The organism is Streptomyces sp. NBC_01549, assembly GCF_026339955.1.
GTDB lineage: Bacteria > Actinomycetota > Actinomycetes > Streptomycetales > Streptomycetaceae > Streptomyces.
Genome location: NZ_JAPEPW010000001.1, coordinates 548,051 through 574,068, shown reverse-complemented (window position 1 = coordinate 574,068; position 26,018 = coordinate 548,051). Strand labels below are relative to the sequence as shown.

The following is a 26,018-nucleotide window of genomic DNA, read 5'->3' as shown; positions in this document are numbered from 1 at the left end:
GCCCGGCCCCCGGCCGAAGCGCCGCACTTTCAGCGCCGAGTACAAGCTGCGGATCGCGGCCGAGTACGACGCCGCGCCCAAGAATGAGAAAGGCGCGATCCTGCGCCGTGAGCGGCTGTACCACTCGCACGTGAAGGAACGGCGGGCCGCGCGGGATGCCGGGGCTTGTAGAAGCTGGTCGACAAGCACACCAGCCCGGCGAGGCCGAAGAAGTCTGCTGCCGAGGTGGAGAACGATAGATTGCGGCGCCACGTGGAGCGTCTGGAGAAGAAACTGGCCTGGAACAAGGCCGCGTTAGAGGTCATGGGAAAAGGTGTGCCACGAACGCGGAGGCTGCTTGTGGTAGTTGAGTAGCTGAACGCGGTGCTGCACGAGAGATGAAGGATTTTCGGCCCTTCGGAGTCGCCCTGCGGGGGGAGACTTCAAACCGCCACATGCTGCGGGAGCGGTGACGTGACCGTGGTGAGCGACTGTGGAAAAGGCGTCCGTGAGGCGTCAGGTGGGGATCAGGGAGACGGAGCGCAGTCCCCTTGTGGGGATCGCTGTTGACGCGTCGTTATTGATGAAATGGCATCAGAACCGGGTGTTACTTTTTGGCCCGGGATGAGTCTGGCGGAAACCCGTTTACTGGCCAGGTGGTGCCCGGCGTGGAGGTGACGTGAATCTGGTCTGCTGCTTTCGTGTGGAACGTGGGAAGACACACTTCGATGCCTCAACTCTGCGTTCTTTGCGCAGTGTTGTGAAAGGGAGCCTTCCAAGCGGACAACCCGTGAGGAACTGAGTACCGAAGCGAAGTGTGTTGGCGGACCGGTTCGTAGTAGTGGTGAACCTCCTGCTGGGCGCGGTGGGAGCGGAGCGAAGGGGCCGGATTGTCCGTGGTTCGTTTGTTCGGTCAACCAGGAGTTCCCTGGGAGGAGCTGCGTGGGCGAGCTGAAGTCACAGATCAAGTCGTTCGAGATCTCAAAGACGGAGGTCTGGGAGGCGTACCTGAAGGTCAAGGCCAATCAGGGTGCTCCGGGGGTGGATGGCTGCACGATCGAGGAGTTCGAGAAGGATCTGAAGGGGAACCTCTATAAGATCTGGAATCGGATGTCTTCGGGAAGCTACTTTCCCCCTCCGGTGAAAGGCGTGGAAATCCCGAAGGCGCATGGCGGAGGGGTTCGTTTGCTCGGTGTGCCCACGGTCGCGGACAGAATCGCCCAGACGGTGGTGGCCGCTCATCTGGAGAAGCGGGTGGAACCGGTGTTCCACCCGGACTCCTACGGCTACCGGCCGGGTAGGTCGGCTCTGAACGCGGTTGAGACATGCCGGCGGCGGTGCTGGAAGAAGAAGTGGGCCGTCGATCTCGATGTCTCCAAGTTCTTCGACAGCGTCCGCTGGGACCTCGTCATTAAGGCGGTGGAGACCCATACCGATGCCGCGTGGGTCGTGTTGTATGTGAAGCGGTGGCTTGCCGCTCCACTGCAACTTCCCGACGGCAGCTTGCAGCAGCGGGATCGCGGAACCCCACAGGGATCGGCGGTTTCGCCCGTGCTGGCGAATCTGTTCCTGCACTACGCATTCGACCTGTGGCTCTCCCGGAGTTTTCCGGATTTCCAGTTCGAGCGCTATGCGGATGATGCAGTCGTGCACTGCGATTCCGAGCGCCGGGCCCGTGCGGTCCTGAAGGCGATCGGGGACAGGATGGAAGAGGTCGGCTTGCAACTGCACCCGGCCAAGACCCGGATCGTGTACTGCGGAAGAGACGGGCGCCACGACGGTGTCGTGGCGACGTCGTTCACCTTCCTCGGTTTCACGTTCCAGCGTCGTCCAGCGCGAGACCGGAACGAAAAGATCTTCACTTCATTCCTTCCGGCGCCCAGCAAGGACGCCCTCAAGAAGATGAGCGCGGAGGTCCGCTCCTGGCGGCTCCACATGCACATCGGCTACACCCTCGGCGAATTCGCGCGATGGCTCAACCCCATCATCCGCGGCTGGATGCAGTACTACGGTGCCTTCTATCGCACCGAGTTGTATCCCCTCCTCAAGCGCATCAACTACTACCTGATGCGCTGGGTCCGCAAGAAATACCGACGGCTGAAGACCTTCAAGAAGTTCCACCGGCGATGGAAGCAGGTCACCACCGCGTACCCGCTCTTCTTCGCCCATTGGAAATGGGTCCACTCGATCTGGTGACCAGGACAATAGGAGCCCGGTGACGGGAGACTGTCACGCCGGGATCTGTGGGAGCCTGGGGGTGAAATTCCCCCGGGCCACCCGCAGGGCGGTTGCAAGTTCCGGGGTCGTGCGGCTGGTCGGGTTGTGACCGGTTGGGGCGCATAGCAGAGCAGGCACGGGCTTCGTGATCATTGTGGTGTCTAAGCCAGATGATCATGAGGTGGCCCGTGCCTGCTGCTGCATCCTCTCCCATCCCTGCCGTGCTGGTGAAACTGGGGCCGCTGGACACCGGCCGGATCGCCGACCTGCGCCCCTACTTCGACTCAGTGCCCGACCCGCGCGCACGGCGGGGCCGGTGGTACTCGCTGACAGCGGTCCTGCTGGTGTGTGCCTGCGCGGTCGTCTCGGGAGCGAGGAGCATCGACGAACTCGCCGAGTGGGGTCAGCGTGCCTCGAACGCACTGCTGACAGTGATCGGGATCCGCCGCCACCTGCTCAGATGGCGGCGCACTCCGTCGCCGGCCACGATCGGCCGTGTGCTGGGGGCTGTTGACGGTGACGCCCTGGACCGGGCGGTGGGCGCCTACCTGGCCGACCGGCACCGCGCCGCCACCGAGTCCGCCCAGGCGCCGTCACCCTCCGTGTCCGGCCGGCCGCGCGTGATCGCTGTCGACGGCAAAGCACTCAAGGGATCAGCCCGTCTCACCGCGACGCGCCGGCATCTGCTCTCCGCGGTCACCCACGGCACCGTCGTGACCCTCGCCCAGGTGGAGGTCGGCGCGAAGACGAACGAAACCACACACTTCCGTCCGCTGCTGGCACTCCTGGACCTGACCGGCACCGTCGTCACCTTCGACGCCCTGCACTCGGTCAAGGCGAACATCTCCTGGCTGGTCGAGACCAAGAAGGCCCACTACATCGCCGTGATCAAGACCAACCAGCCCACCGCCCACGCCCAACTCGCCGCCCTGCCATGGCAGTCCATCGCAGTCCAGCACACCGCCTCCGGGACCGGACACGGACGCCACGAGTCGCGCTCGATCAAGACCTGCGGGATCGCCGACGAACTCGGCGGAATCGCCTTTCCCCACGCCCGCCTCGCCATCCGCGTCCATCGCCGCCGCAAACAGACCGGCCGGCGTGAGACCCGTGAGAGTGTCTACGCCGTCACCAGCCTCGACGCCCACCAAGCCGGCCCCGCCGACCTGGCCGCCGCGATTCGCGGGCACTGGGGAGTGGAGAACTCCTCGCACCACATCAGGGATGTCACCTTCGCCGAGGACGCCTCCACCGTCCACGCCGGAACCGCACCACGGGCCATGGCGACCCTCCGCAACCTCGCCATCGGCGTGCTGAAAACCCTCGGAGCCGACAACATCGCCAAGACCACCCGGGCCATCCGCGACGATCCCCAACGAGCACTCCCCATCCTGGGCATCACCAACGATCCGGACACCTACGGAACTTGATCAAGCCCTGGGCCACCCGACCTTCCGCGCTCTTGGAAACGATCTCCGAGGGCGCGGACTGACGCGCGGCCGACCCGGTTGCGGACGATGCTTTTGCCGACGTGGGGCGCGCACTGGGCATCACTGCCGCATGCCGGTTGACTGGCCGCTCGCGGGCCACCCACTACCGCAGGCTGCGGCCCCCGGCGGAGGGAAAACCCAGCAGACCGCAAGTCCAGCCCTCGGCTCTGGCGGCCGAAGAGCCGGCCGCAGTACTGGAGTTGATGAACTGCGACGAGTATGCCGAACTTGCGCCCGCCCAGATCTGGGCCCGTGAGCTGGATGCCCGGCGGTACCACTGCTCCGTCTCCACGATGTACCGGATCCTGCGCGGGAAAGGCCAGTCCGGGGAGCGCCGAAGGCAGGCTACCCACCCCGCCAGGACGGTGCCCGAGCTGGTGGCCACCGTCCCGTCGCAGGTGTTCACCTGGGAGATCACCAAGGCGGCCGGACCTGACAGAGGGATCTGATATCACGCCTACGTCATCATCGACATCTTCAGCCACTACATGATCGCGGCGCGGTGGGCCGGTCCGAGGCGAGGTCGGAGTCACCTCCTACGAACCCGCGGTGCCAGCGTCCCCAGCTCTCGCGGCGACCACCGCCTCCAGCAGGCGCCAGCCGTCGACCTCAAACGCCCGCTGCTCTCCCGGCTGCCACCCGCGGGCCGACGCCACATCGAGCAGAGCCCGGACGGCGCCCCACTGCTGCCCTGCGGGGTGACGGGTTGGAGTGAAGCCCTTTCCTCGCTTGTGATCAGGGACGGCAGATCGTTCCGTTTGGCGGAGCGGGAGCCGCCGGAGATCTCCTCTACGGAGGGGGCCGTGGCTGAGGTGTGGATGTCGGCGGTGAGATGGCGTGTGCGGTGAGGGCAGCAAATCGAGCGTCAACATTTTTGACGTGGCGCCCACTCTGCACGTAATGCACATCGGCACCGTGTCTGATTTGTGGAGAGTGGGGCTCTGACCTGCATTTTCCTTCCACATGTTTTTGTTGCACATGTTTCCGATGACCTCGCACGTGGAGTGTGTGGCGATTCTTGAACCGGTCACGAAGGGCGCCTGACCTGCTGTTTTCCGGCTTCTGTCGATCCTGGTCAGAACGAGTCGACGTGTTTCCCGGAGTGCACGACGTGGACTGTACCGAAGGGCCGGGCAGTGCTGTTGACCTGCTGTCCACTGGGGCGCCGTGGGAATGACGGATGGGGTGCCCCGTCTGTGAGTGGACGAGAGCGAAGTCGCCGCGACGCTCTTTTGACGCTTGTTCTGATGAAGCGTCAGGACACGGACCCACCCTGCATGCCTCCGCCTGGAAGGCGGAGGCGCGCGGGAACGCGTTGGTGCGTTCGCCCGTCCGGCGGCCCTCGACCTCATCATGCTCGATCCACTCCCTGGGACTGCTTGCAGCGGGTTCTTGCCGCTGTGGTTGCTCAGTGGTCGGATCAGCTGAATTCGTCCATGGTCCAGGCGCTGACGTCGGTGATCGCAGCGCGGTACAACGGCCACGGACGGCGGCCTGAGGTGGGCGTGCCCGCCGGTGTCCCGGGCCGTGCACTCGCTCGTGTCTGAGGCGTGCCGCGTGATCGTTTCCTCTGGTGACGGGGTGTGTGGGCGTGTAGCGTCTGCGTCAGCTGTCGTGGTTCGGAAGTTCCCTTTGTCCACTCCTTTGGTGTGGGCGTTTTGCTGTGCTGTGCCGCAGGGACCAGGGCGATCACCTCCGCCTTCCACATGGAGTGGGAGACGTTCATCGACTGGAAGGCATGAGACATGGCTACGGGAACTGTGAAGTGGTTCAACGCGGAGAAGGGCTTCGGTTTCATCGCCCAGGACGGCGGCGGCCCGGATGTCTTCGCGCACTATTCCGCGATCAACTCCTCGGGCTTCCGTGAGCTTCAGGAGGGCCAGATCGTGACGTTCGACGTCACCCAGGGCCAGAAGGGCCCGCAGGCCGAGAACATCAACCTGGCCTGACCTTCCCCACCCCCCGCCCGCGCTCGGCGTGCACGGCTGTCCCATGCGGCCGTACCGCCCGCCCCGGACGACGGGCGCCTGGGCTTGTCCGGCGCGTCGGCGGGATCTGAGATGCACGGTTCAGGGCCGCGCAGCGGCTGGCTGTGCGGCCCTGAACCGTGTGGAGAGCGGCGTACCGCGAGGATGGGGCTGGCGCGGGGCAGCGTGCCACGCATCGAAGCTCATCGCCCCGCACGGCGGGGTGCCTCCGGTTGAGCTAGTTGGGGTGTGCGGTCAGCGGGGTGGGTGTTCCCTTCCAGGTGAAGCTGGCGCAAGGTGCTTTCTGTCTCGTGCCTGAGGTGTTCGGGAGAAGCCAGACGCTGCCACAGCGGGTCGGGGCGGCAGGGGACGGTGGCGCCGCGGGCGGCCCATTCCGCGGCGAGCTGTGTGTATACGGGTGTGCCCTGGTCCGGGGCTTCTGCTGGGGTCTGGCCACGGGCGTGCGCGGGGTGCCTTCGGCGCGTTTGTTCAGGAAGACGGGCGTCGGCTCTGCGTTTGCCGCTGCCTGCCTGTGTGCCCTGGCTGGAGGTCATCCAATGATCATCCGTCACGTTCGTCAAAACGATCCGTCTGCCCTCTTGGACACCGTTTCTGGTCCGCTGCGACGACCTCGGCCACCGTCCTCCCTCAGCGAGGTGCGACACCGTTGGGCTGCCCGGCCGCAAACCGGTTGGTCCATCTGGTCGTTGGGCGGTCTGGGATGAACTCCCACCCCGGCGAGTTTCCCCGAGCGCCCGCGGGGCGGGGCCCCGCGGACCTGGCACCTGACCCCGCTCCGCCCGCGCCGTCACGTCGAGCGGGATTGCGTGGAGCGGGAAGCTGCCGGGGCGGGGCCGTGAGCGGGCGGCTGGCCGGCACGTTCTGCCGCTGCGCTCCGTCTCTGTCAAGGCGCTTGCCGCCGGTGGTTCGCTTCCTGGAGGGCGCCCTTGTGTGTCTCCGCGGCTTCGAGGGGCCGGCCTGCGCGGGCGCCGAGGTCGGCCGCCAGCAGCCTGTTGAGGGCGCTGGGGTTGCTGCTTTCGGCGTACTCGAGCAGGTGCAGGAGGGCTGTGAGCTCGCCCTGGCGGAGGTACAGGTGGGTCAGGGGGTCGGAGGCGCGGGAGACCAGTGCCCGGCGCACGCGGTTTTCGTAGGCGCGTCTGTGCAGGTCGGCGAAGCGGATCTGGGGTTCCTCGAACAGGCAGGGCTGGGCGGGAAGGTAGGGGGCCAGGCTGTCCAGCAACATGGGGAAGTCCTGGCCCTCCTGAGGGTAGTACGGCTGTTCGCTGCTGCCGGCCCCGGCCGGGTCGAGACGGAAAGCATCGACGAAGGCCGCGACGAGCCGGGGCTCGGGAAGCAGGCCGGCCCCAGGCCACCGGACACCGGACAGGTACCGGTCCTCCTTGTCGGTGGTGTAGAGACACCAGCCGGACGTGCCCGCCCAGTGGAGCCCGCCGTCGCCCCCGCCATGCTGATCCGCGAATGCCTGCGTGAACGAGATGCCGGCCTCGACGTCGAGGTACTCGCCGTCCGTGTCGCGCCAGGGACCGCAACTCTGAATCCCGGTCACCGGCAGACCCGCTTCCAGGAGGCACTCGGCGACAGCAGCGGCATAGTGGCCCGCCCGCCTCGCGAGCTCAGCTGACATCTGGGGGCTCGGTTCGCTGGCCACGGAACTCTCTCTCCGCTGTCGGGATCGGACGGTGACGTCGCCGTAGGTCGTGCCGAGCCGGATTGGCGTCCGCCGCAGCGCGTGCGGCAGCCCGTACCGGCTCGCGTCCGCGGGGTACGGCGACCGGTGAGGGTACCGACCTGAACTCGGCGCGGCTGGCACTGCTCCCTGTGTTGCGCGTCGGCGGCGCCGGGGGAACTGCCGTGTTGTTCGAGCTCGATTACCTTCTCACGGGCCATGCGGAAATCTATGTTGGCCAGAGTAGACATTGGGTGGTGGCTTGGTTATGGTTTCTCTCGTAGCCAGGAAGACAGCAGAACCCGGCAGACACGAACTGCCAGGTAGCAGTACGTAGTTGCAGTGCGCAGGACGGTGCGGTGGTGGAGTTTCGAAGCCATATTTGTTGCAGGACGGCGACGGGACTGACGACCGGACCGGGTGGCCCGCAGTGATCAGGGGCCACCATCAGTAGGACCGCAGGTAATGCGGTGGCAGTACCGGTAAGTGCAGTACGCAGTACCCAGCAGTGGAGTCAGTGAGCGGTACCTCGGTGAAGGCGTCGGCTGCGGGCGCGCGCACCGGGAAGTTCGGCAGTGGGGTTCTAAGCCAGGGCAGTTGCAGGACGGGCGACGGGGCTGACTGCCGGAGAGTGGCGCTGTCACAGGCCACTGAGCAGTACGCAGTACCAGCAGTACGCAGTCCTCGTTCAGTAACGACGTGGTGCGCGGTAGCTGAAACCCCGGTCTGAGCATGCGAACGGCCGTGCGGGACGATCATGATTGTGACGTCAAGAGGGGCCCGCACGGCCTTGAGCCATCGTATCTGCACCGGGATCCCGCGCCGTCGCCTGGGCAAGCTGGTCGCGGAGTTGGCCGGGCCGTGGGTGGCCGGGCAGGAGTCCCAGCTGCGTGAACGCCGGGGCCATGACCGGCAGCGCGCCGCCGGAGCGGGTCCCGACCACCAACTCGTCTTCACCGACCGGGTCGTCGCCACCCTGGTCATCCTGCGCTTCCAGCTTCCGCATGCCGTCCTCGCCCTGTTCTACGAGGTGGACCGCTCCACGATCACCCGCGCGGTCCACGAGATCCGCCCCCTGCTCGCCGCCCGCGGCTTCGCCGTCCCTGGAAGTCCCGACCTGCGCCTTCGCACCCTGGCCGATGTCTTCGCCTACGCCGCCTCCCACGGAGTGGAACTGCGGATCGACGCCACCGAGGTCCGGGTCCGACGTCCACGGGCGAACAAGCCCGGACGCCGGGCATTCATCTCCGGGAAGATGCGGCAGAACACCAAGAAGGCCACCGTCGTCACCGACGAGAAGGGCCGGACCCTGTGGGCGGGTGCCTTCCGGCCCGGCCGCCAGCACGACCAGACCGCGCTGAAGACCGAGGGCATCTGCGACCTGTTCGAGAGGTTCCCCCAGGTCAAGGCCAAGGTCGACGCCGGCTACCGGGGACTGGCCAAGCAGTTCCCCGCCCAGGTCCAAGCGCCGCCGCTGAAGCCGAAGAAGGATGCCCCGCCCGAGGACCTGGCGGCCTGGGAGGAAGCGCGCAAGCAGCAGTCCTCCGAGCGGATCTGCGTCGAGCACGCCAACGCCGAGCACAAGCAGTGGCGGCCCCTGCAACGCTGGATCGGACGCCGCGAGTACTTCGACCAGACCTACCAGGCCATCGCCGGCCTGGTCTCCGACCGCGCGGCCATGCGGTAATCAACCACCAGCCAACCCGCCAGGCCAACACGGCCCGACCTCAATCGCGCACCCCGTCGTAAGTGATGACAAGAGGGAAAGAACGGAGGGGCCGAGCGCCATCAGGATCGCCCGGGCGTGAGTGTTGAGTCCGGGTACCGCAGGACATCGATAGTGAGGTGGTCTCCGGTCAAGCAACCGCGATCCCCGCATCCCCGACAGCATCTCGGTCGGTTCAGCGGAAACAGAAGGCCGGCGCAGTATCAGGGCCGGTAGATGGTGTAGTAGTTCCTTCGGGGCCCTGGCGGCAATAGCGCCAGGGCCCCTCCACGCGTTCCACAGAGAGGTGCAATGACCGCAGACGACTCGTACGGCCGGCTCGATGACGACGACTACCCCGCCTACACGATGGGCCGGGCCGCCGAGTTGCTCGGCACCACCCAGGGCTTCCTCCGCGCCATCGGCGAAGCCCGCCTCATCACCCCGCTGCGTTCCGCGGGCGGCCACCGCCGCTACTCCCGCTACCAGCTGCGCATCGCCGCCCGCGCCCGGGAACTCGTCGACCAGGGCACTCCGATTGAGGCCGCCTGCCGCATCGTCATCCTCGAAGACCAGCTCGAAGAAGCCCAGCGCATCAACGCCGCACACCGCCGCGCCGCCGAATCAGCAAACCCGACGGCCGCAGCCTGACGCGCTTTGGACCAGCAACTCCGTCTTCCGGTCCGGTACTCAGCTCGGCCTCGACGGCAGGCCGTTTCAACCCCTGATCGGCTGCGCTCTTGTGCTGGCTGGCGTCATCGGGGGAGGGAAGGCGCCGGGACAGGATGCCCCGGCGCTTTCACACGGTCGTCAGCTGCATGACGGCGCATTGGCCGGGCAGGCAACAGCAGCCCGATGGCGGGGCTCCGGTGATGACGTCAGCGGAGCCTCTTCCCGTTCCTACCGCGCCCTCAGTCATCACAGATGCCCTTGTGCGAACGGGTCACGGGGATGACCGTGGGCGCGATGCCTGGTCCTGTCCGAAGCTGTCAGGCGGCCTGGGTGAGTTCGGCGCGGCCGAACAGCAGGGCGTATCCGGAGGGGAGCTGGTTGAGGATGCGGTCCAGGAGGGCGGTTCCGACAAGGTGGCAGATGACGGCGAGGACGGCTCCGGTGTCCCAGCGGGCCACCGCGGGAGTGGTACCTGTGCGGGTGGCGAGGTCCTTGACGAAGCCCCAGCCGGTGAGCGGTTGAGGGTCGGGGATCTGGCTGGTGAAGGCGAGGGCGGCATCGGTCGGGAGGCAGGCGGCGAGGTCGACGCGTTCGTCGCCGGTGAGCTGGCGGCCCAGGGCCCTCAGCACGGCGCGTGTGACGTCCTCGGCGCGCTCCCAGGTGAAACACGAAGCGGCGCACAGTCCGTTACACGGTCGGCTGGAAGATCACGCCCGAGGACGAGTCGGCGATCGCGAGGCTTCCCGAAAGCGCCTGGGAGACCTCGCTGAAGCAGGACGGCGACCTCCAAACGGGCTACCAGGTCGCGGAGTTGACCTACCTGAACACCCGCGACGGCTGGCCGGAGGGCATGCGGCTGATCGTCCGCCGCGTGCGTTGAAGATCTTTCGGACGGCCGCACACGTCATAGCGTCCTGGCGGCCCTGGTAGCGGCTGACGACTCCGCTCCTTTTTTGGAACGTTGCACTGCGAGTGAGTCAATATCTGTGCTCTTGAGGTGAGAGTTTGACGGACCATGCCGTGAGGGTTTGACGGACGATGCAGTGAGAGTTTTTGCCGCAACGGGTGGAGTGGAATTACTCAACCGACGCGGGCCGTTGCGGCGTGCTACTGTCCATCTCAGTTGCAGTTGTGGTTCCCGAAACTTCAAGTGTTCCAACCCGGCTCCTGTCGGGTCGAGCGCTTTGTATTTCCGGTCATTTTCCGGCGGGGTAATCATCGCGGCGACACGGCGTCCGCACAGTGCGGACGCCGGTGTACTGCCCCAAAGGAGATATGACATGGCTGCTGGTACCGTGAAGTGGTTCAACGCGGAAAAGGGTTTCGGCTTCATCGAGCAGGACGGTGGCGGCGCTGACGTGTTCGCCCACTACTCGAACATCGCCGCCCAGGGCTTCCGTGAGCTGCTCGAAGGCCAGAAGGTGAACTTCGACATCGCGCAGGGCCAGAAGGGCCCGACGGCCGAGAACATCGTTCCGGCCTGACGCTGACGCACACTTTGTAGCTGGGGCCCGCATCCTTCGGGGTGCGGGCCCCAGCTGCAGCCATTTCCCGCGGCGATTTCACCCGCGGGACGGCTCGGAGGAATCCGCAGCCTCACCACACGCGGCTCCTCCTTCGGGGATGCAGGCGCATCCTGAAGAGCTGCACCGCAGTCGGCGCCCGGATTTCACGTCCCCACTGCGTCACCTATTTCAGTATCTCCGCCCGCGTGGATTCCCGTCGGCCGGATTTGCTTTGACATCGGTCCATACTTGTAATTCCGTGCTGCTCATCACTTGCGGGAATTCCTTGGTATGTGCCACATCGAGGAAGGTTCCGCATGAACCGCACACGTACGAACGACCGCTCCGCCCGCACCCGTAAGGGCGGTGCCGACGCAGGGAAGGGCGGCAGTCGCTTCGGCTCGCCGGCACCGCGCCGTTCCGGCGGCCCGGCCCGTTCTGGCGGTTACGGCCGTCGGCCCGCCGCGGTGCAGGGGGAGTTCGCGCTCCCCAAGACGATCACCCCCGCGTTGCCTGCCGTTGAGGGCTTTGCCGATCTCGGCATGCCCGAGCAACTGCTGGCCGAGCTCGGCAGGCAGGGCGTGAGCGCGCCGTTCCCGATCCAGGGCGCGACGCTGCCGAACTCCCTGGCGGGCCGTGACGTCCTGGGCCGCGGGCGCACCGGTTCCGGCAAGACCCTCGCCTTCGGCCTCGCCCTGCTCGCCCGTACTGCCGGACGGCGTGCTGAACCCGGCCAGCCGCTGGGGCTGATCCTCGTCCCGACGCGTGAGCTGGCGCAGCAGGTGACCGACGCGCTCACTCCGTACGCCCGCTCCGTCAGGCTGCGGCTGGCCACGGTGGTGGGTGGGATGTCGATCGGCAGGCAGGCCGGCGCGCTGCGAGGCGGAGCGGAGATCGTCGTCGCGACCCCTGGCCGGCTCAAGGACCTCATCGACCGTGGCGACTGCCGGCTGAACCAGGTGGGGATCACGGTGCTGGACGAGGCCGACCAGATGGCTGACATGGGTTTCATGCCGCAGGTCACCGCGCTGCTCGACCAGGTGCGTCCGGAGGGGCAGCGGATGCTGTTCTCCGCGACCTTGGACCGTAACGTCGACCTGCTGGTGCGCCGCTATCTGACCGACCCCGTCGTGCATTCGGTCGACCCGTCGGCGGGTGCGGTCACGACGATGGAGCACCACGTCCTGCACGTCCACGGCGCCGACAAGCACGCCGCCACGACCGAGATCGCCGCTCGCGACGGTCGGGTGATCATGTTCCTGGACACCAAGCACGCCGTCGACCGGCTGACCCAGGACCTGCTCAACAGCGGGGTACGGGCCGCCGCGCTCCACGGTGGCAAGTCGCAGCCGCAGCGCACCCGCACGCTGGCGCAGTTCAAGACGGGGCACGTCAGCGTGCTGGTAGCGACCAACGTCGCGGCGCGTGGCATCCATGTCGACAACCTCGACCTCGTCGTCAACGTCGACCCGCCGACCGACCACAAGGACTACCTCCACCGCGGCGGACGTACCGCCCGCGCCGGCGAGTCCGGCAGCGTCGTCACCCTCGTCACACCGAACCAGCGCCGCAATATGGTGCGCCTCATGTCGGACGCCGGGATCCGGCCGCAGACCACCCAGATCCGCTCGGGCGACGAGGCCCTGAGCCGGATCACCGGCGCCCAGGCCCCCTCCGGCATCCCGGTCGTCATCACCGCACCGGTCGTCGAACGCCCCAAGCGCAGCGCGTCCTCCCGAGGCCGGCGCCGCCCCGCTTCGGCAACCCGGCGCGCGCCCGTACGAAAGTCCGTCTTCGATGCGGCGGCCTAGACCTTCGTGTTCAGGAAGCTGACCCATCTCTGCAGGAGGCACCTTTTGACGCTGGTTCAGATGCAGCCCCGCCCGGCGAGCGCCAACCCCGTGCACAGGACGGTGGCTGAGGTCATGGACGCGGCCAGACCACAGGTCTGTGACGACATGAGCGTCGAGGTTGCGCTGTCCGTCATGGCAGCCGCCCGCACGGGCCGACTGGTCGTCTGCGACCAGGACGGCCAGTGCACCGGACTGGTCACCCAGAGCGAACTCACCGCCGTCCGCGACAGCTCCGCTTACACGGACCGCGTCCGTCTGCGCGACATCCTCGGCGACCACAGGTCGTTCACCTCACCCGTGATCACGATGGCCGAAGCCGAGCACGCGATGCGCTCCCGCCGGCTCGGTGCCCTGCCGGTGGTCGACGGGCAAGGCAGCGCCCTGGGCGTCCTCGCCCTCTCCCTCTGAACCGCCTCACCCTGGTCGGACCGTTCTCCCCTTCTCCCTGTGAGGCCACATGCGCTGCGTCATCGCCCGCTTCCCCTTCGAGCTCACCAAGAACGGCGTGCTGGAATCGATGAAGGGCATCAAGCCCGAACCGGTCGCCGGCGAATCCGTGATCATCGGCCGCCGCCACTACCCGGTCAAGCAGGTCGGCCAGGTCATCACCCGCCAGGACCGCCGTGACTTCAGCGCCGCCGAAGTCCTCCGGGCCATGACTCAGCTCGGCTTCACCTGCCGCACCCTCCCCGAGGCCGCACCCGTACGCATCCTCAGCTCGCTCCAGCAAGCTTCCGCGATGCTCGGTACTCCCGTGTCCGTCTGACCGACGGGACAGGCAACGAGCCGACGCCTGAACAGCAGTGTGGGCCCGACCGGCGCGAGCCGGTCGGGCCCACACTGCTTGCGACGGGGTTCCGTCGCAGTGGTCGCTCAGTGGTCGGAATAGCTGAAGTCGCCCATGGTCCAGGCGCTGACGTCGCCGATCGCCACACGGTACATCCCGCCTGTCTCCGGGATGCCGACCGTGCCCTGCAGGATCCGGGCGACATGGAAGTGCAGATGAGTGGGCGGCCCGTCCTTCTTCGCGGGGGTGTCGAAGACGGCGGAGAACTCTCCCAAGCGGGCGGAATCCGTCAGCACATCCGACACCCTCTGCCTCCACACTGCTTCGGGAGCCAGCCGACCGGTGATGACAGCACCACCGGTGACCACGGTCAGGGACATCTGGTTGCTCTGCACGGACTCCACCAGGGCGGCGACGTCAACGAGCAGCTCGTCAGGCTTCGACATGAGGCAGATTATATTTACTGGACATCCAGCTCTCTGAGCGATGGCGACAGCGGGCGCGAAGGGCGTTCACGGACTTGGCGCGGAAGGCCCAGATGGTGACCGGGGTGGCGCGTGCGAGGCGATCAATCAGGGTCAGTCGAAGCCGGCGCCGCGCCGTTCAGGTCAGGGGCGTGCCGGTGGCGGACGGTCCGGGGTTCATGGCCCGCTGGGCGGCTGCCGGTGTCGTCGGCCAGGTCCGGGCCGCGCTGACCCGGTGGATCCGCCGGGAGACGGACGAAGGACCAATGCGGTCGCCACGATAATCGACTCGCAGTCAGCCAAAGTGGCATCGAGCGTCGGGGAAAGGATCAGCGACCGCAAGCACATCTCGCGGTCGACATCCGCGGGGCCTGCCGCTGATAGTGATGGGCACCAAACTCGCTGTGGGTATCCCAGCTGGTCAGCATCGAAGAACGGGGCAGATCGTGAACGAGCAGGCCGGGAAGTGGAGCTTCCTCACCAGCCACGCCCGCGTGCTGATCGTCGTCCTCACGGCGGCGAGCGCTGAAGCCTCGGCCCGCTCCCTGGCGCACTGCGGGAGCTGTCAGTACCGCACACCACTGGTGCGTCTCTGTCAGCCGTGGGCCGTATGACAAACACCCCTCGTTACACGCTCGTCCAGGCGTCGAGGAAGGCTTTTCGTCCAGCGGGATCGTCTGACCTGTGGTCTGCGTGCAGAATGCGCCAGGCGGTGAGCTCGAGGTCTCGGAGCCACAGTTCTCCGATGACCCGTGTTTTGAGGTCGGGAAAGTGGTCGGACTCGGCGAGGGCTTGACCGATCACTTCCCCGGCTGCGACACGCTGGGGTGGGGTCATCTGATCGACGGCCGAGAGGATCTGTCGGGCCAGGGCGGTTCCTTCACCTGTCAGGGAACGCAGCACCAGAGCCTTGATGTTGGCGGGTAGCAGGTACGCGGTGCCGGACGACCTCCACAGCTCCGCCCAGAAGCGTTCTCCTGCCTTGGTGGGGGCAGGGAGTGCGGCCAGCAGCCCGAGGAGATGGCCGGTGGCCGCATAGCCGTCGGAGTGGGCGGCTGCGACGACTGCGATGCCGGCGACGCGCTCCACATCGAGATGGCCCGCTTCGAGATGCGGAGCCAGGCCCAATTGGTGTTCCACCTGGTGTGCGAGGGGGGCGGATACGTGGGGGCGGACCTCAGGAAGCATCGGCGATCCTTGTGCGTAGGCGGGCCCAATGCCCGTTCGGAAGTCCTGATCGTTCCCATGACCAGCCGATCTACTCGGCTTCGGCGGGCCCAATTGACGCCAGGATCAACGAGGTCGGAGTTCAAACGGTTGCGGAGCACACGCCGGCGACGTGGGCGTGGTGTTCGCGACCGGACTCCTAGAATGCCGTCGGGGTGTCGTCTTCTAGCATGACCCCGTGATCACCGGTGACGTTCAGGAGTCCGAGGGAGGACGAGAAGCTGTGTCCCGCGACGCCGCTGAAGCCGAATACTTTCACGCCGCCTCGGGTCGTGGAGAGGGTCGTGAAGACGGGCTGCCCGTCGGATCACAAGGTGACGAGGCAGGCGAGAACGCTCACCCGGTTGCCGCTCTGGTGGAGCGGGCAGCCGACCTGGCCGAACCGATCAAGCCGAGGTTGCGTGGCTGGCTCCATGCCGGAATGGTTCCCGCCGCACTGATCGCGGGCATCGTGCTCATCTGCCTGGCTCGCACTCCGCAGGCGGCGCTGGCCTGCGCCGTGTACTCGGTTACCGCCTGGCTGCTGTTCGCAACGAGCGCCATCTACCACCGCGGAACCTGGGGGCCGCTCGGTGAGGCTCTCCTGCGACGTCTCGACCACGCCAACATCTTCCTGATCATCGCCGGCACCTGCACCCCGCTGGCGGTGCTCCTGCTCCCGCCGGACCAGCGGTCCGTGCTGCTGTGGATCGTGTGGGCGGGCGCACTGGCCGGCATCGCGTTCCGGGTCTTTTGGGTCGGGGCTCCGCGCTGGCTGTACACCCCGTGTTACCTGGCTCTGGGGTGGGCACCGGTGCGGTACCTGCCCGACTTCCTGCACGCCGGCGGAGGGGCCGTACTCACCCTGATCGTGGTCGGCGGTCTCCTCTACAGTGCGGGCGCGGTCGTCTACGCCCTCAAGCGCCCCGACCCCTCACCCCGCTGGTTCGGCTTCCACGAGGTGTTCCACGCCCTGACCGTGGCAGCCTTCACCGCGCACTACATCGCCATCTCCCTGACCACCTACTGACCCCGCGACAGGTGTTGCGGCCCGCGCCGCTCATCTCCCACGCTCCCGCGCGCTGGACCGCGACGGTCTGGGCGGTCTCCGAGGCATCGCGCCACGCGTGAAGGTCGTCCGTCGTCCGGCCTGCAAGTTGGCTGTTCTCCAGGGTGTGACGCTCGGTAGGCAGGTAAGGAGGAAGGAGCGAGAGAGCGACGACAGCGGTCTTCAGCTGACCTGCGACGGAGGGGGCCCCGTGTTCGAGGCGCAAGACATCAGGGAATGGCGAGGCCACGACGTGGTCGACCACGAGCGGCACAAGATTGGCGTCCTGGAGGCGGTCTACGTCGACACGGCCACGGACCAGCCCGTGTTCGCGACGGTCACGGTCGGCCTGCCGACCCGGCACCGGCTGGTGTTCGTCCCCCTGGGCGACGCGACGGTCGGTCCCGGTTATCTGAAGGTCGCCTACGACAAGAAGCAGGTAAAGGAAGCGCCCTCGATCGGCACGGACGGCGAACTGCTCGCGGAGGACGAGAAGTCGGTCTTCGCGCACTACGAGCTCGCCTACCGAACGGGTGCGGGCGGCGAACGTCGCCTCGCCCGCCGCTGATGCCCCCAACAACGTCTCCCACCATGAGGTGACACCAATGGCTCTCTTCCTCCTGCTGGTCATTGTGGCCATCGTGCTCGGCATCATCGGTGTGGTGGCGAAGGGCCTGTTCTATCTGTTGTCATCGGCGTGTTGGTTCTGGTCGCCGACTTCGTCCTCATCGGCCTGCGCCTGGGCCGCCGCCGCAGGCATCTTCCCCGGTGACGCGGTCAGCCGGTCAAGCGCCCCCCCGGGTCGCCCGCCCGGGGACCGGACGTAGCGCGGTGTCGGAGCAGTCGTCGAGTCAGTGCCCAGGAGTGGTACGCCCCGTCCGAGACGGGGTTCGTGTGGTACGCATAATTCCGCGACCGTCAGCTCCCCTGCCGTCGGAGCAGTGCGTGACGGTCACGAGCGCCCGAGGCGCGCACCGCCGGGTGCACCAACTCGGCGAAGTGAGAAAGGCCGTCGGCCCTGACGCTCGTTTGACGCTCTGAGCGTCTGACAGACTGGAAGAACGACCCGCATAATGCTTCTGACCTGGTGTTTCTCCCGGATCGAATCGGGGCGACATCTTTTCGATGACGTCGCACGTGGAGTGCGTGGCGGTTTTGGAGCCGGTGTCAAAGGGGATCTGACCTGCAGTTTCTCGGGTTTTCTAAACGCGGCCGGTAGTGCTTGAGTTGTTTCCCGCACCGCATGACGTCAAGCGTGTCGTATCCGTCGCCGACGAACGTTTGACCTGGCGTTACGCCGGGTCTTTGCCGGGATGGTGGGGGAGTTCCGATTGCCGTCGCCACGGGTGACTGTCCGCCGTTTCGACGCTTGTTTGACGCTCGTTCTGACGAGCCGTCACTGTAGGTCTGACCGCTCCAGGACGAGCGCCGGCCGCCCGACGCTGTGTCGGCGCGGCTGCGGTTGCGTATGCCGACAGAAGTGGCTGAGCGGACGCGCAGGCCGGGCTTCCCAGCGGCAGCGGCGGACGCGAAGGTCCGCCCGCCGGGTGTCCGGTGGGCGCGGGGGGCAGGGGCACGCGGCGCGGGCAGCAGGTTCTACGCGTCCCGTGCGTGAAGCGGTACACCGAGCGCAAGCCGACGGCGTACGAGCACGCGTGGGAGATCCGGGATGCCCACGCGTACCACGAGTACGAGGACGCGGAGTGGTCGCGGCGGTTCCGTACGTTCCTGCACGGGCGGGCGTGGACGCACGCCGAGGGACCGGTGACGCTGTTCGACCAGTCGGTGGGCTGGTTGCGCCGTCACCGGGTGCTGCTGCCTGGGGTATCGGTGCTTGCCCGGAGGTGTCGGAGGCGCGGAAGGCTGCGGAGAAGCGGCTGCATGCCACGGTCGCGGGGCCGCGCGGCGGGCGGACCCGGCGTTGCCCGGCGACTTGGTGGCGACGCTGAAGACGCCGGAGGGCTCGCGGTTCTCGGAGCTGGAGCGGTTGCACCGGCCGCCGACGCGGATAACGGGCACCGCGTTCGCCCGCGCGCTGGAGCGCGCGGATGAGATCAGTGCGTATCGGCTCGCCGGCTGAAGCTGTCTCAGTTCCCACCTGACCGCATGGCGGCGCTGGCCCGGTACGACGGAAGGCCACGAGCTCCGCGAGGAGGACATCGCCCGGCTGTCCCCGCTCAAGCACGCGACCTGAAACTGCTCGACCGCTACAGCTTCACGCCTCGACCCCGGCCGCCGGTACCCTGCGCCCGCTGCGCGACCCGGACGCGCCGGAGCTGGACGAGAACGACGAGTCGGCCGCCGACCGACGGGGCGCGCCAGGGACTGCCTGGCCTGGGGCCTCGACGCCGACCGCCCACACAGCAGTGGTGTGGGCGGTCGGATCTCGGGCTGTCAGGCGGTGACCCTGCCGAAGAGGTGGTTGGCAGGAGCATCCGGGTCGTTGCCGTAGAAGAACTCGGTGAGAACCTGGTGGAATTCGGCGCGGTCCAGCCCACCGGAGCCGTCCCTGTCCAGAGCGGCGAAGACCGTGGCGCAGTCCTCGCCGGGCACACCGGCGACCGAGTCGAACATCTGCTGGAACTCGGCCTGGTCGATCTTGCCGTCTGCGTTGAGGTCGACGAGGTCGAAGAAGCAGTTGGTGACCGGCGCGATCTGCTGCGGATAGAGGGCGGGGTCGGTCAGGACGCTCCTGAAGCCTTCGGTCATCTCCCGCAGGTCGACCTTCCCGTCGCCGTCCTGGTCCATCGGGGCGATCACATTCGTCCAGAACCCGTCCATTCCCTCGATGAGTCGGCGGGCGGTCGCGGAGTCCGGCGCGGTGTCTCGGGCGGCGATGTAGCGCTCGCTCATCGCGCGGACGTCTTGCTGGGTGATGAACCCGTCGCCGTCGACGTCGGCGCCCCTGAACCACTGGCCGTACTTGAGGTCTTGAAGTGCAGTCACGACTGCGCACAGTATTCATCTGATTACGCAATTGCAAAACGGGGGGTGGAGCCTCTGGCAGCCGGGGCGGCCCGCTGCGCGCTTGACGACGGCGAACTCGAAGAACCTGCCCGAAGAGGCAGGCAGCTTGCGTGTCAGCGTTCGAGGTGTGGTGGTGTGAAGGCGAGCACATCCGGAAGGGGGCCGTCGTAGAGCTCGACATCGACGAGCGCACTGTGGGCGCTCGGTCCCTGGGACAGTCGCGAGCACCCTCGGTCGGCCGTGAGGGTGTTCGGATTGCCGTGGCGGTCCAAGGTGCCGCTCTGGCCTGGCTGGGCCGGGTCCCACCATGCTCCGGTGGACAGTTGGATGACGCCTGGCATGACATCGTCCGACAGGACTGCGCCCGCCAGGCAGCTGCCGCGGTCGTTGTGGACGCGTACGATCATGCCGTTCTCGATGCCACGGGACGCGGCGTCCAGCGGATTGATCGTCACGGGCTCACGGCCACGGATCTTCGACTTGAGGCTGTGGCCGCCGTTGTCGTACTGGCTGTGCAGACGTGAGGCGGGCTGATTCGAGATCAAGTGCAGCGGGAATCGGTCCGATAGGCCGGCACGGAGCCACTCCACTGGTTCGAACCACGCCGGATGCCCGGTGCAGTCGTCGTAGCCGAACGAGTTGACCTCCTCGGAGAAGATCTCGATCCGGCCCGACGGGGTCGTAAGGGGGAAACGCTGCGGATCTGCGCGGAGCGCCTCGAAGCTGCCGGGGAACGGGCCGCTCAGCGCCGGTAGCTCAGCCGTGGAGCTTCGCCAGAAGTCGTCGAAACTCGGCAAGGCCCCGTCGTCGCCGAGGTCGGCCCTCGTCTGCTCGTAGAGGTGCCGGACCCATTCGATCTCGGAGCGTGACTGCGTGAACTCGCACTCGTATCCGAGTCGGGAGGCCAGGGCGGTGAAGATGTGGTGGTCGGTGCGTGACTCGCCCGCCGGCTCACGGACTTTCGGCATCGCGACGAGGTGGGGGTCGGAGAATCCGGCGGCGAAGTCGTCGCGCTCCAGGCTGGTGGCGACGGGAAGGACGATGTCGGCGAACTTGGCCGTGGTGTTCCACCAGGCTTCGTGAACCACCACCGTGTCAGGGGTCTGCCAGGCGCGGGTCAAGCGGTGGAGATCTTGGTGGTGGTGGAACGGGTTCCCTCCGCACCAGTAGATCAGGCGGAGCTCGGGCAAGGTCAGGCGCTGGCCGTCGTAGTCGATGGTCTTGCCCGGATGCAGCAGGGTGTCGGCGATCCGTGCGACAGGGATGAAATCCGCGACAGGGTTGGGAACCCGGGGAATCGACGCCACGGAGGGCCGGCCGGGGGCGACGCCGGTCGCGTCCATCGTCGCGTAGCCCGCGCCCCAGCCGCAGCCTGGCCGCCCCATCGAGCCCGCCATGGCAGCCAGCACGACCGACATCCAGATCGGCTGTTCGCCGTGGTCCGCCCGTTGTATCGCGTAGTTGACCATGATGAGCGAACGTTGCGTGGACAGGCGGCGAGCCAGTTCGGTGATCGTGTCCCGGCTCATGCCCGTGATCCTCGCTGCCCAGGCGGCATCCTTGGCAACGCCGTCGAATTCGCCGGTCAAGTAGGAGGCGAAGCGGTCGAACCCGACGCAGCAACGGCGAAGGAAGTCCTCGTCGTGCCAGCCGTTGACCAGCATGGTGTGTGCGATGCCGAGCATCGCGGCGGTGTCGGTGTTGGGGATGACGGGCAGCCACTCGGCGTCGAGGAAGCTGGCGGTGTCGCTGCGGATGGGGCTGATGTTCACGAACCGCACCCCGGCAGCACGGCACTTTCGCTGAAGGTCCTGCGTCTGGTGTCTGGCCAGTCCGCCGGGGTTGATTTGGCTGTTCTTGAGGGCCAGCCCTCCGAACGCCACCACAAGCTCACAGTTGTCGGCGATGTCGTCCCACATCGGCATCCGGGACTGGTAACTCCACGGAGCTCCGCCGATCACATGGGGGAGGATGACCTCCAAAGCTGCGGTGCTGTACGTGTTGCGAGAGTCGGTGTATCCCCCGCCTAATGCCAGGAACCGGTGGAGTTGCGCCTGCGCGTTGTGGAACGCGCCTGCACTCGCCCAGCCGTAGGAGCCGCCGAACACGGCGCTGTCTCCGTGCTGTGAACGCACTCGGCGCAGTTCCTCGCTCACCAGGGTGATCGCGTCGTCCCAGCTCACCTCCACGAAGGCGTCCGCGCCCCTGGCCATGTCGTGGGCGCGCGGCAGGCCGTTCAGCCAGCCCTTGCGCACCGCGGGGCGCAGCACGCGGGCGCTGTCGTCGGCGGCTGTCACCATTCCGGGTCCGATAGGCGACGGCGCGGGGTCATCGCCCCTCGGCTCGATTCGCACCAGCCGACCGGAATCAACCACCGCGACAAAACTGCCCCAGTGCGTCGCAACCGACATGCGTCGTTCCACGATGCATCAACTCCGTCTCTGAAGTTCCCCGGCTCTAGTAGGGCTTTGTTACGTACCCTGGTTGATCGTTCCGAGGTAGTCTCGTGATGTCCTGTCAGGTGTGACACCTGAGGAGATGGACGAGATCCGCCCCCGCTTGGAGGCGTTCGCAGCCGAGATGCTCGGCACGGTGAAACGCCGGGACCAGCGGGCCAAGGGCGAGCTGTACGTGCGTGGGCTGATGCTGGACGGCAAGCGCAAGTCGATGCAGCCGATGGCCGAGCGTCTGGGCGTGGACCACCAGCAGCTGCAGCAGTTCATCTCCTCCTCCACCTGGGACTACGTCGAGGTGCGGCGCCGGGTCTCGCGGTGGGCAGCGGCGCACATCACCCCGGAGGCGTATGCGATCGACGACACGGGCTTCCCAAAGGACGGGTACGACTCCCCTGGGGTGGCCCGGATGTACTGCGGCGCCTTGGGCAAGCGCGGAAACTGCCAGATAGCGGTCAGTGTCAACTTGGTCAGCGACCACGCCTCAGCGGCCGTCAACTGGCGGCTGTTCATCCCCGACAGCTGGGACGACGCCGCATCCGGGGACGACCCGCTGCTGGCCGAGGCGATCCGCCGACGCCGCCAGCGGGCGGGCATCCCCGACCAGGTCCGCCACAAGGAGAAGTGGCGCCAGGCGCTGGAGATGCTCGACGAGGTCCGCGGCCAGTGGGAACTGCCCGGTCTGCCGGTGGTCGCCGATGCCGGTTACGGCGATGCCACCGGCTTCCGCCTGGGCCTGACCGAACGCGGTCTCGCCTACGCGGTCGCCGTCAAAGGAACCACCACCGCCTACCCCGGTGAGGCGTTGCCCGAGCGTCCGCCCTACAGCGGCCGCGGCCGCCCGCCCCGGCCCGCCTACCCGATGCCGCACAGCACCCTGCGTGACCTCGTCCTGGCCGCCGGGCGGGGCGCCGCCCGCACCGTCACCTGGCGCCAGGGCACCAAGAGCGGTCCGCGCAACCCACGGGCCGACATGCGCTCGCGCTTCGTGGCCATGCGCGTGCGCCCGGCCAACCGCGACATCCCCCGTGACCTGGACGGCAGTCTGCCCGAGTGCTGGCTGCTGGCCGAATGGCCACCCGGCGCCGCCGAGCCCACCGACTACTGGCTCTCCACCCTGCCCGCCGGCACCCCGCTACGCGAACTCGTCCGTATCGCCAAGATCCGCTGGCGGGTCGAGCACGACTACCGTGAGCTCAAGGACGGCCTCGGCCTGGACCACTTCGAAGGCCGCAGCTACCTCGGCTGGCACCGGCACGTGACCCTGGCCGCCCTCGCCCAGGCCTTCTGCACCATGCTCCGCCTCGACCCAAAAGTCCCTGCGCCGGCCTGACCCTCTACGCGGTTCTGCGCGCGTTACAGAAGATCCTGGCCACCTGGACCGGCGCCTGCTCGATATGCGGCCACCCCGCCCCCACACCCGAACCCCACCACAGGACCTAACAAAGCCCTACTAGGACAGCGGCCACTTATGTCACAGTGGCTCCACGTCAGTTGACGGGCCGCAGGACACAGACTCCCCCTGCGGCCCGCTGCCCAACCCTGCACGTGCACGACCCTTCCAACGGCCGCACAGAAGCGCCGTCCGCGTCGACTCGCCTCAGGGAGCATGTGTCGTCATGGGCTGGCAATACGTCCGGGACACCGGCGGCACGGTATCCATCCCGACCTCCCGAGATCTCCCCGTCGGCAGCTACCAGCTGTGGATTCAGACGAACGACGGCTACGTCCCCCTCGCCGGCCCCTACGACCTGAAGATCGTCTGACAGACCGCCGAAACCTGCGGCGACCGGCAGCCGCTCCCGCTGTGTTGCTCTCCTGGCTGCGGCGCGGGCGCACCTCGTCCTCAGCCGCGTTCACCCATCAGGCCACCGGCACGACCGGGGCGGTGACGCGGTCGGCGGCGCCTCCCTGGAGGCGGTCCAGGGAGGCGGCGATCCCCTCGTGGGGCACGCCGAGCGGCACCGCGCTGACCTCGGCCAGGCGGGTGTACTGCTCATCGGTCAGCTGGACGTCGAGTGCGCCGAGGTAGCTGTCGAGCTGGGAGAGACTGCGCGGGCCGATGATCGGGACGAGCGTGGCCACGGAGCGGGCGGCACGCTCGCGCACCCAGGCCACCGCCACCTGGGCGGGCGTCACGCCGGTCTCCTCGGCGATCGCCAGGACGGTGTCGACGACGGCGGTCTTCTGGCCGGTGCTCTCGGTGTGGATGACCATGCCCAGGTCGCTCAGGCGTCCCTCGGCGGAGCTGCGGTACTTGCCGGTGAGCAGTCCGCCGCCGAGCGGGGACCACAGGGCTGCGCCGAGCCCGAGGCTCTCGGCCATGGGCAGGAGCTCACGGTCGGCGGTGCCCTCGACGAGGCTGTACTCGTGCTGGATGCCCACGATCGGGACCCAGTTCTTCAGGTCCGCGAGGGTTACCGCCCAGGGTGCAGTCGTGAGCTTGAAGGCATCCCGTCTTACGGGGGCCCGTTTCTCTCCCCCAACGCATTCGTTGTCGCAGTGGATCACCGTCGTCGAGTGTGCTGGCTGGGGCTGTACTGGTGGAAGTCATTGATGTGCACCACTGCTACGGGAAACGGCGCGTGCTGCGGGGAGTCGATCTGCGACTGCCGGCAGGGGCGCTGACCGGCATTGTGGGAGAAAACGGTGCAGGCAAGTCCACCCTGCTGAAGATCCTGGCTGGGGAGCTTCGGCCGTCCGGCGGCCAGGTTCGACACGCCGGCCGGTTTGGATACTGCCCGCAGCAGGTGGTGCTCAACGACGCGCTGACCGTGCGCCAGCACCTCGCCTTCCTCCAGGCGGCGTTCCGGCTGGATGACCTGCGACACGCTCAGGAGGTGATGGAGGTGCTCGGCCTGGCCGAGTACGTCGATGAGCGGGCCGGGGTGCTCAGCGGCGGCACGCGGCAGAAGCTGAACCTCACTTTGGCGTTGATGCACGATCCGCAGGTGCTGCTGTTGGACGAGCCGTACCAAGGGTTCGACTGGGACACTTACCTGCGGTTTTGGCAACTGGCGGGCCGTCTGCGTGATCGGGGGCGTTCGGTCCTGGTGGTTTCCCATCTGGCCTACGACACCGAGCGTTTGGATGAGCTGTGGTGTTTGAGCGGCGGCCGGCTTCAGCCGCAGATGGCAGGTGTGGCATGAGGAATCAGATGATGCTGCTCACCACGGCCACGCGGTACGCGCTGGTGGAGCACGCCCGCAACCGCTTTGCCGTGGTGCTGATCGCCCTGTTCCTGCCCGTGTGGGTCCTGCTGGCGCACGCTGCGATCCCCGATACCCCGGCCCGTCTGCACCTGCGGGCCACCGGGGAGCTGCTGGCTCCTCGGGGTAACGAGATCACCGCGATCAGCGGCGCGCTCAACGCCGTCACTCTGATCACTGGTTTCCTCATGTTCGCCGCGACCTTCACCAGCAGCGGCTTCGACCGGCGTCTGGCCATGGCCGGCTATCCCCGCACACATCTGGTCGCGGCGAAGGTCGTGGCGCTCACCTTCGTCTGCGCCCTGATCGCCGCATACGCCACCGCGGTGACCTGCCTGACCTGGACACCCCGCCAGCCGGTGCTGCTGACCACGGCGTTCTTCTGCGCCGGGCTGACCTATGGCGTGCTGGGGGTCGGCTTCGGTGCGCTGCTGCGCCGCGAGGTCGAGGGCATGTTCGCCATCGTGATGACCAGCATCGTGGATCTTCTGCTGCAAAACCCGATCACGAGTTCTGGTGCGGGCAGCACGATCACCCGGTTCCTGCCGTCCTACGGCGCCATGCAGGCGGCCACCGCCGCAGGTTTCTCCTCCGTCTCGGTACCCCGGTACGTGCTCTGGCAGCTGGCCTGGTTCACCGCGGCGGCGCTGCTGGGCCTGCTCGCCTTCCACCGGCGTACCCGCACCACCCTGACGGTGACACCGCACGGGCCTGTGTCGGAGCAGTCCGCCCGGCATCAGCAGACCGTTGACCTGCTGTGACATGACGCGACTAGGCCGCAACCGGATGCCTGCCGGCATCGTTGGGCG

General features: G+C 67.3%; 25 protein-coding genes and 3 pseudogenes. 21 read left to right on the top strand and 7 right to left on the bottom strand.

Annotated features, from left to right (window positions below):
- Nucleotides 1-10 precede the first annotated feature (10 nt).
- The 5 genes and pseudogenes from OG819_RS02390 to OG819_RS02370 all read left to right on the top strand — a co-directional run.
- Nucleotides 11-166 (top strand): annotated as a pseudogene (locus tag OG819_RS02390) (IS3 family transposase); the annotation flags it as partial.
- A 755-nt stretch (nucleotides 167-921) separates the two neighbouring features.
- The gene (ltrA, locus tag OG819_RS02385) at nucleotides 922-2,175 is read left to right on the top strand and encodes a group II intron reverse transcriptase/maturase (RefSeq protein ID WP_266647799.1); all 1,254 of its coding nucleotides are present in this window, start codon (nucleotides 922-924) and stop codon (nucleotides 2,173-2,175) included.
- Between the two features lie 242 nt (nucleotides 2,176-2,417).
- Entirely contained in the window at nucleotides 2,418-3,626 is a 1,209-nt protein-coding gene (locus OG819_RS02380) for an ISAs1 family transposase (protein ID WP_266647797.1), read from the top strand.
- 137 nt (nucleotides 3,627-3,763) lie between these two features.
- A complete protein-coding gene (locus OG819_RS02375) occupies nucleotides 3,764-4,135 on the top strand; it encodes a hypothetical protein (RefSeq protein ID WP_266647796.1) in 372 nt (123 codons plus the stop codon).
- Nucleotides 4,136-5,431: 1,296 nt separating this feature from the next.
- Nucleotides 5,432-5,635 (top strand): cold-shock protein, encoded by a 204-nt coding sequence (locus tag OG819_RS02370; protein ID WP_097282459.1) that lies wholly within the window; start codon nucleotides 5,432-5,434, stop codon nucleotides 5,633-5,635.
- Nucleotides 5,636-6,557: 922 nt separating this feature from the next.
- On the opposite strand, the gene OG819_RS02365 is transcribed toward OG819_RS02370, so the two are convergent.
- Nucleotides 6,558-7,298: a DUF6292 family protein gene (locus OG819_RS02365; protein ID WP_266647794.1), complete on the bottom strand. Its 741-nt coding sequence runs from the start codon at nucleotides 7,296-7,298 to the stop codon at nucleotides 6,558-6,560.
- A 799-nt stretch (nucleotides 7,299-8,097) separates the two neighbouring features.
- Here OG819_RS02365 and OG819_RS02360 point away from each other — a divergent pair.
- Both OG819_RS02360 and OG819_RS02355 read left to right on the top strand, forming a co-directional pair.
- A complete protein-coding gene (locus OG819_RS02360) occupies nucleotides 8,098-9,027 on the top strand; it encodes a transposase (RefSeq protein WP_266647792.1) in 930 nt (309 codons plus the stop codon).
- Between the two features lie 330 nt (nucleotides 9,028-9,357).
- Nucleotides 9,358-9,696, top strand: coding sequence for a MerR family transcriptional regulator (locus OG819_RS02355; protein ID WP_266629673.1), 339 nt, complete (start codon nucleotides 9,358-9,360; stop codon nucleotides 9,694-9,696).
- A gap of 338 nt (nucleotides 9,697-10,034) precedes the next feature.
- Here OG819_RS02355 and OG819_RS02350 read toward each other — a convergent pair whose 3' ends face one another.
- On the bottom strand, nucleotides 10,035-10,400 hold the full coding sequence (locus tag OG819_RS02350) for a DUF2267 domain-containing protein (RefSeq protein ID WP_266652544.1): 366 nt from the start codon (nucleotides 10,398-10,400) through the stop codon (nucleotides 10,035-10,037).
- A gap of 597 nt (nucleotides 10,401-10,997) precedes the next feature.
- Here OG819_RS02350 and OG819_RS02345 point away from each other — a divergent pair.
- The 4 genes from OG819_RS02345 to OG819_RS02330 all read left to right on the top strand — a co-directional run bounded on the left by OG819_RS02345 (nucleotide 10,998) and on the right by OG819_RS02330 (nucleotide 13,841).
- A complete protein-coding gene (locus OG819_RS02345) occupies nucleotides 10,998-11,201 on the top strand; it encodes a cold-shock protein (protein WP_003973099.1) in 204 nt (67 codons plus the stop codon).
- 338 nt (nucleotides 11,202-11,539) lie between these two features.
- Nucleotides 11,540-13,033, top strand: a complete 1,494-nt coding sequence (locus OG819_RS02340) for a DEAD/DEAH box helicase (RefSeq protein ID WP_266647790.1) — start codon at nucleotides 11,540-11,542, stop codon at nucleotides 13,031-13,033.
- Between the two features lie 45 nt (nucleotides 13,034-13,078).
- Entirely contained in the window at nucleotides 13,079-13,483 is a 405-nt protein-coding gene (locus tag OG819_RS02335; RefSeq protein WP_266647788.1) for a CBS domain-containing protein, read from the top strand.
- A 49-nt stretch (nucleotides 13,484-13,532) separates the two neighbouring features.
- Entirely contained in the window at nucleotides 13,533-13,841 is a 309-nt protein-coding gene (locus OG819_RS02330; protein ID WP_266629679.1) for an SCO5918 family protein, read from the top strand.
- A 107-nt stretch (nucleotides 13,842-13,948) separates the two neighbouring features.
- Here the strand turns inward: OG819_RS02330 and OG819_RS02325 are convergent, their stop codons facing one another.
- A complete protein-coding gene (locus tag OG819_RS02325) occupies nucleotides 13,949-14,308 on the bottom strand; it encodes a hypothetical protein (protein WP_266647787.1) in 360 nt (119 codons plus the stop codon).
- A gap of 191 nt (nucleotides 14,309-14,499) precedes the next feature.
- Between OG819_RS02325 and OG819_RS02320 the strand changes: the two are divergent.
- A pseudogene (locus OG819_RS02320) lies at nucleotides 14,500-14,721 on the top strand (IS5/IS1182 family transposase); the annotation flags it as partial.
- 51 nt (nucleotides 14,722-14,772) lie between these two features.
- Nucleotides 14,773-14,940: a hypothetical protein gene (locus OG819_RS02315; RefSeq protein WP_266652940.1), complete on the top strand. Its 168-nt coding sequence runs from the start codon at nucleotides 14,773-14,775 to the stop codon at nucleotides 14,938-14,940.
- Nucleotides 14,941-14,953: 13 nt separating this feature from the next.
- On the opposite strand, the gene OG819_RS02310 is transcribed toward OG819_RS02315, so the two are convergent.
- Nucleotides 14,954-15,514 (bottom strand): hypothetical protein, encoded by a 561-nt coding sequence (locus tag OG819_RS02310; protein WP_266629685.1) that lies wholly within the window; start codon nucleotides 15,512-15,514, stop codon nucleotides 14,954-14,956.
- Nucleotides 15,515-15,908: 394 nt separating this feature from the next.
- On the opposite strand from OG819_RS02310, the gene OG819_RS02305 reads away from it, so the two are divergent.
- The 4 genes and pseudogenes from OG819_RS02305 to OG819_RS59060 all read left to right on the top strand — a co-directional run.
- Nucleotides 15,909-16,562 (top strand): hemolysin III family protein, encoded by a 654-nt coding sequence (locus OG819_RS02305; RefSeq protein ID WP_266634742.1) that lies wholly within the window; start codon nucleotides 15,909-15,911, stop codon nucleotides 16,560-16,562.
- 229 nt (nucleotides 16,563-16,791) lie between these two features.
- Nucleotides 16,792-17,148: a PRC-barrel domain-containing protein gene (locus OG819_RS02300; RefSeq protein ID WP_266629687.1), complete on the top strand. Its 357-nt coding sequence runs from the start codon at nucleotides 16,792-16,794 to the stop codon at nucleotides 17,146-17,148.
- Between the two features lie 37 nt (nucleotides 17,149-17,185).
- On the top strand, nucleotides 17,186-17,407 hold the full coding sequence (locus OG819_RS02295; protein WP_266652938.1) for a hypothetical protein: 222 nt from the start codon (nucleotides 17,186-17,188) through the stop codon (nucleotides 17,405-17,407).
- Between the two features lie 784 nt (nucleotides 17,408-18,191).
- Nucleotides 18,192-18,707, top strand: a pseudogene (locus OG819_RS59060) (DUF4158 domain-containing protein); the annotation flags it as partial.
- 267 nt (nucleotides 18,708-18,974) lie between these two features.
- Here OG819_RS59060 and OG819_RS02280 read toward each other — a convergent pair.
- Both OG819_RS02280 and OG819_RS02275 read right to left on the bottom strand, forming a co-directional pair.
- Nucleotides 18,975-19,526, bottom strand: coding sequence for an EF-hand domain-containing protein (locus OG819_RS02280; RefSeq protein WP_266647785.1), 552 nt, complete (start codon nucleotides 19,524-19,526; stop codon nucleotides 18,975-18,977).
- 134 nt (nucleotides 19,527-19,660) lie between these two features.
- Entirely contained in the window at nucleotides 19,661-21,958 is a 2,298-nt protein-coding gene (locus OG819_RS02275) for a molybdopterin-dependent oxidoreductase (RefSeq protein ID WP_266647783.1), read from the bottom strand.
- A 127-nt stretch (nucleotides 21,959-22,085) separates the two neighbouring features.
- On the opposite strand from OG819_RS02275, the gene OG819_RS02270 reads away from it, so the two are divergent.
- Complete coding sequence (locus OG819_RS02270) at nucleotides 22,086-23,333, top strand: IS701 family transposase (RefSeq protein ID WP_266652542.1); 1,248 nt, start codon at nucleotides 22,086-22,088, stop codon at nucleotides 23,331-23,333.
- Nucleotides 23,334-23,619: 286 nt separating this feature from the next.
- A complete protein-coding gene (locus OG819_RS02265; RefSeq protein WP_266647782.1) occupies nucleotides 23,620-23,766 on the top strand; it encodes a hypothetical protein in 147 nt (48 codons plus the stop codon).
- A gap of 97 nt (nucleotides 23,767-23,863) precedes the next feature.
- Here OG819_RS02265 and OG819_RS02260 read toward each other — a convergent pair whose 3' ends face one another.
- Nucleotides 23,864-24,511 (bottom strand): aldo/keto reductase, encoded by a 648-nt coding sequence (locus OG819_RS02260; RefSeq protein ID WP_266647780.1) that lies wholly within the window; start codon nucleotides 24,509-24,511, stop codon nucleotides 23,864-23,866.
- 32 nt (nucleotides 24,512-24,543) lie between these two features.
- On the opposite strand from OG819_RS02260, the gene OG819_RS02255 reads away from it, so the two are divergent.
- On the top strand, nucleotides 24,544-25,149 hold the full coding sequence (locus tag OG819_RS02255; protein WP_266647778.1) for an ABC transporter ATP-binding protein: 606 nt from the start codon (nucleotides 24,544-24,546) through the stop codon (nucleotides 25,147-25,149).
- Entirely contained in the window at nucleotides 25,146-25,970 is an 825-nt protein-coding gene (locus OG819_RS02250) for an ABC transporter permease (RefSeq protein WP_266647777.1), read from the top strand. Before OG819_RS02255 ends, OG819_RS02250 begins: the two co-directional genes overlap by 4 nt.
- Nucleotides 25,971-26,018: the final 48 nt, after the last annotated feature.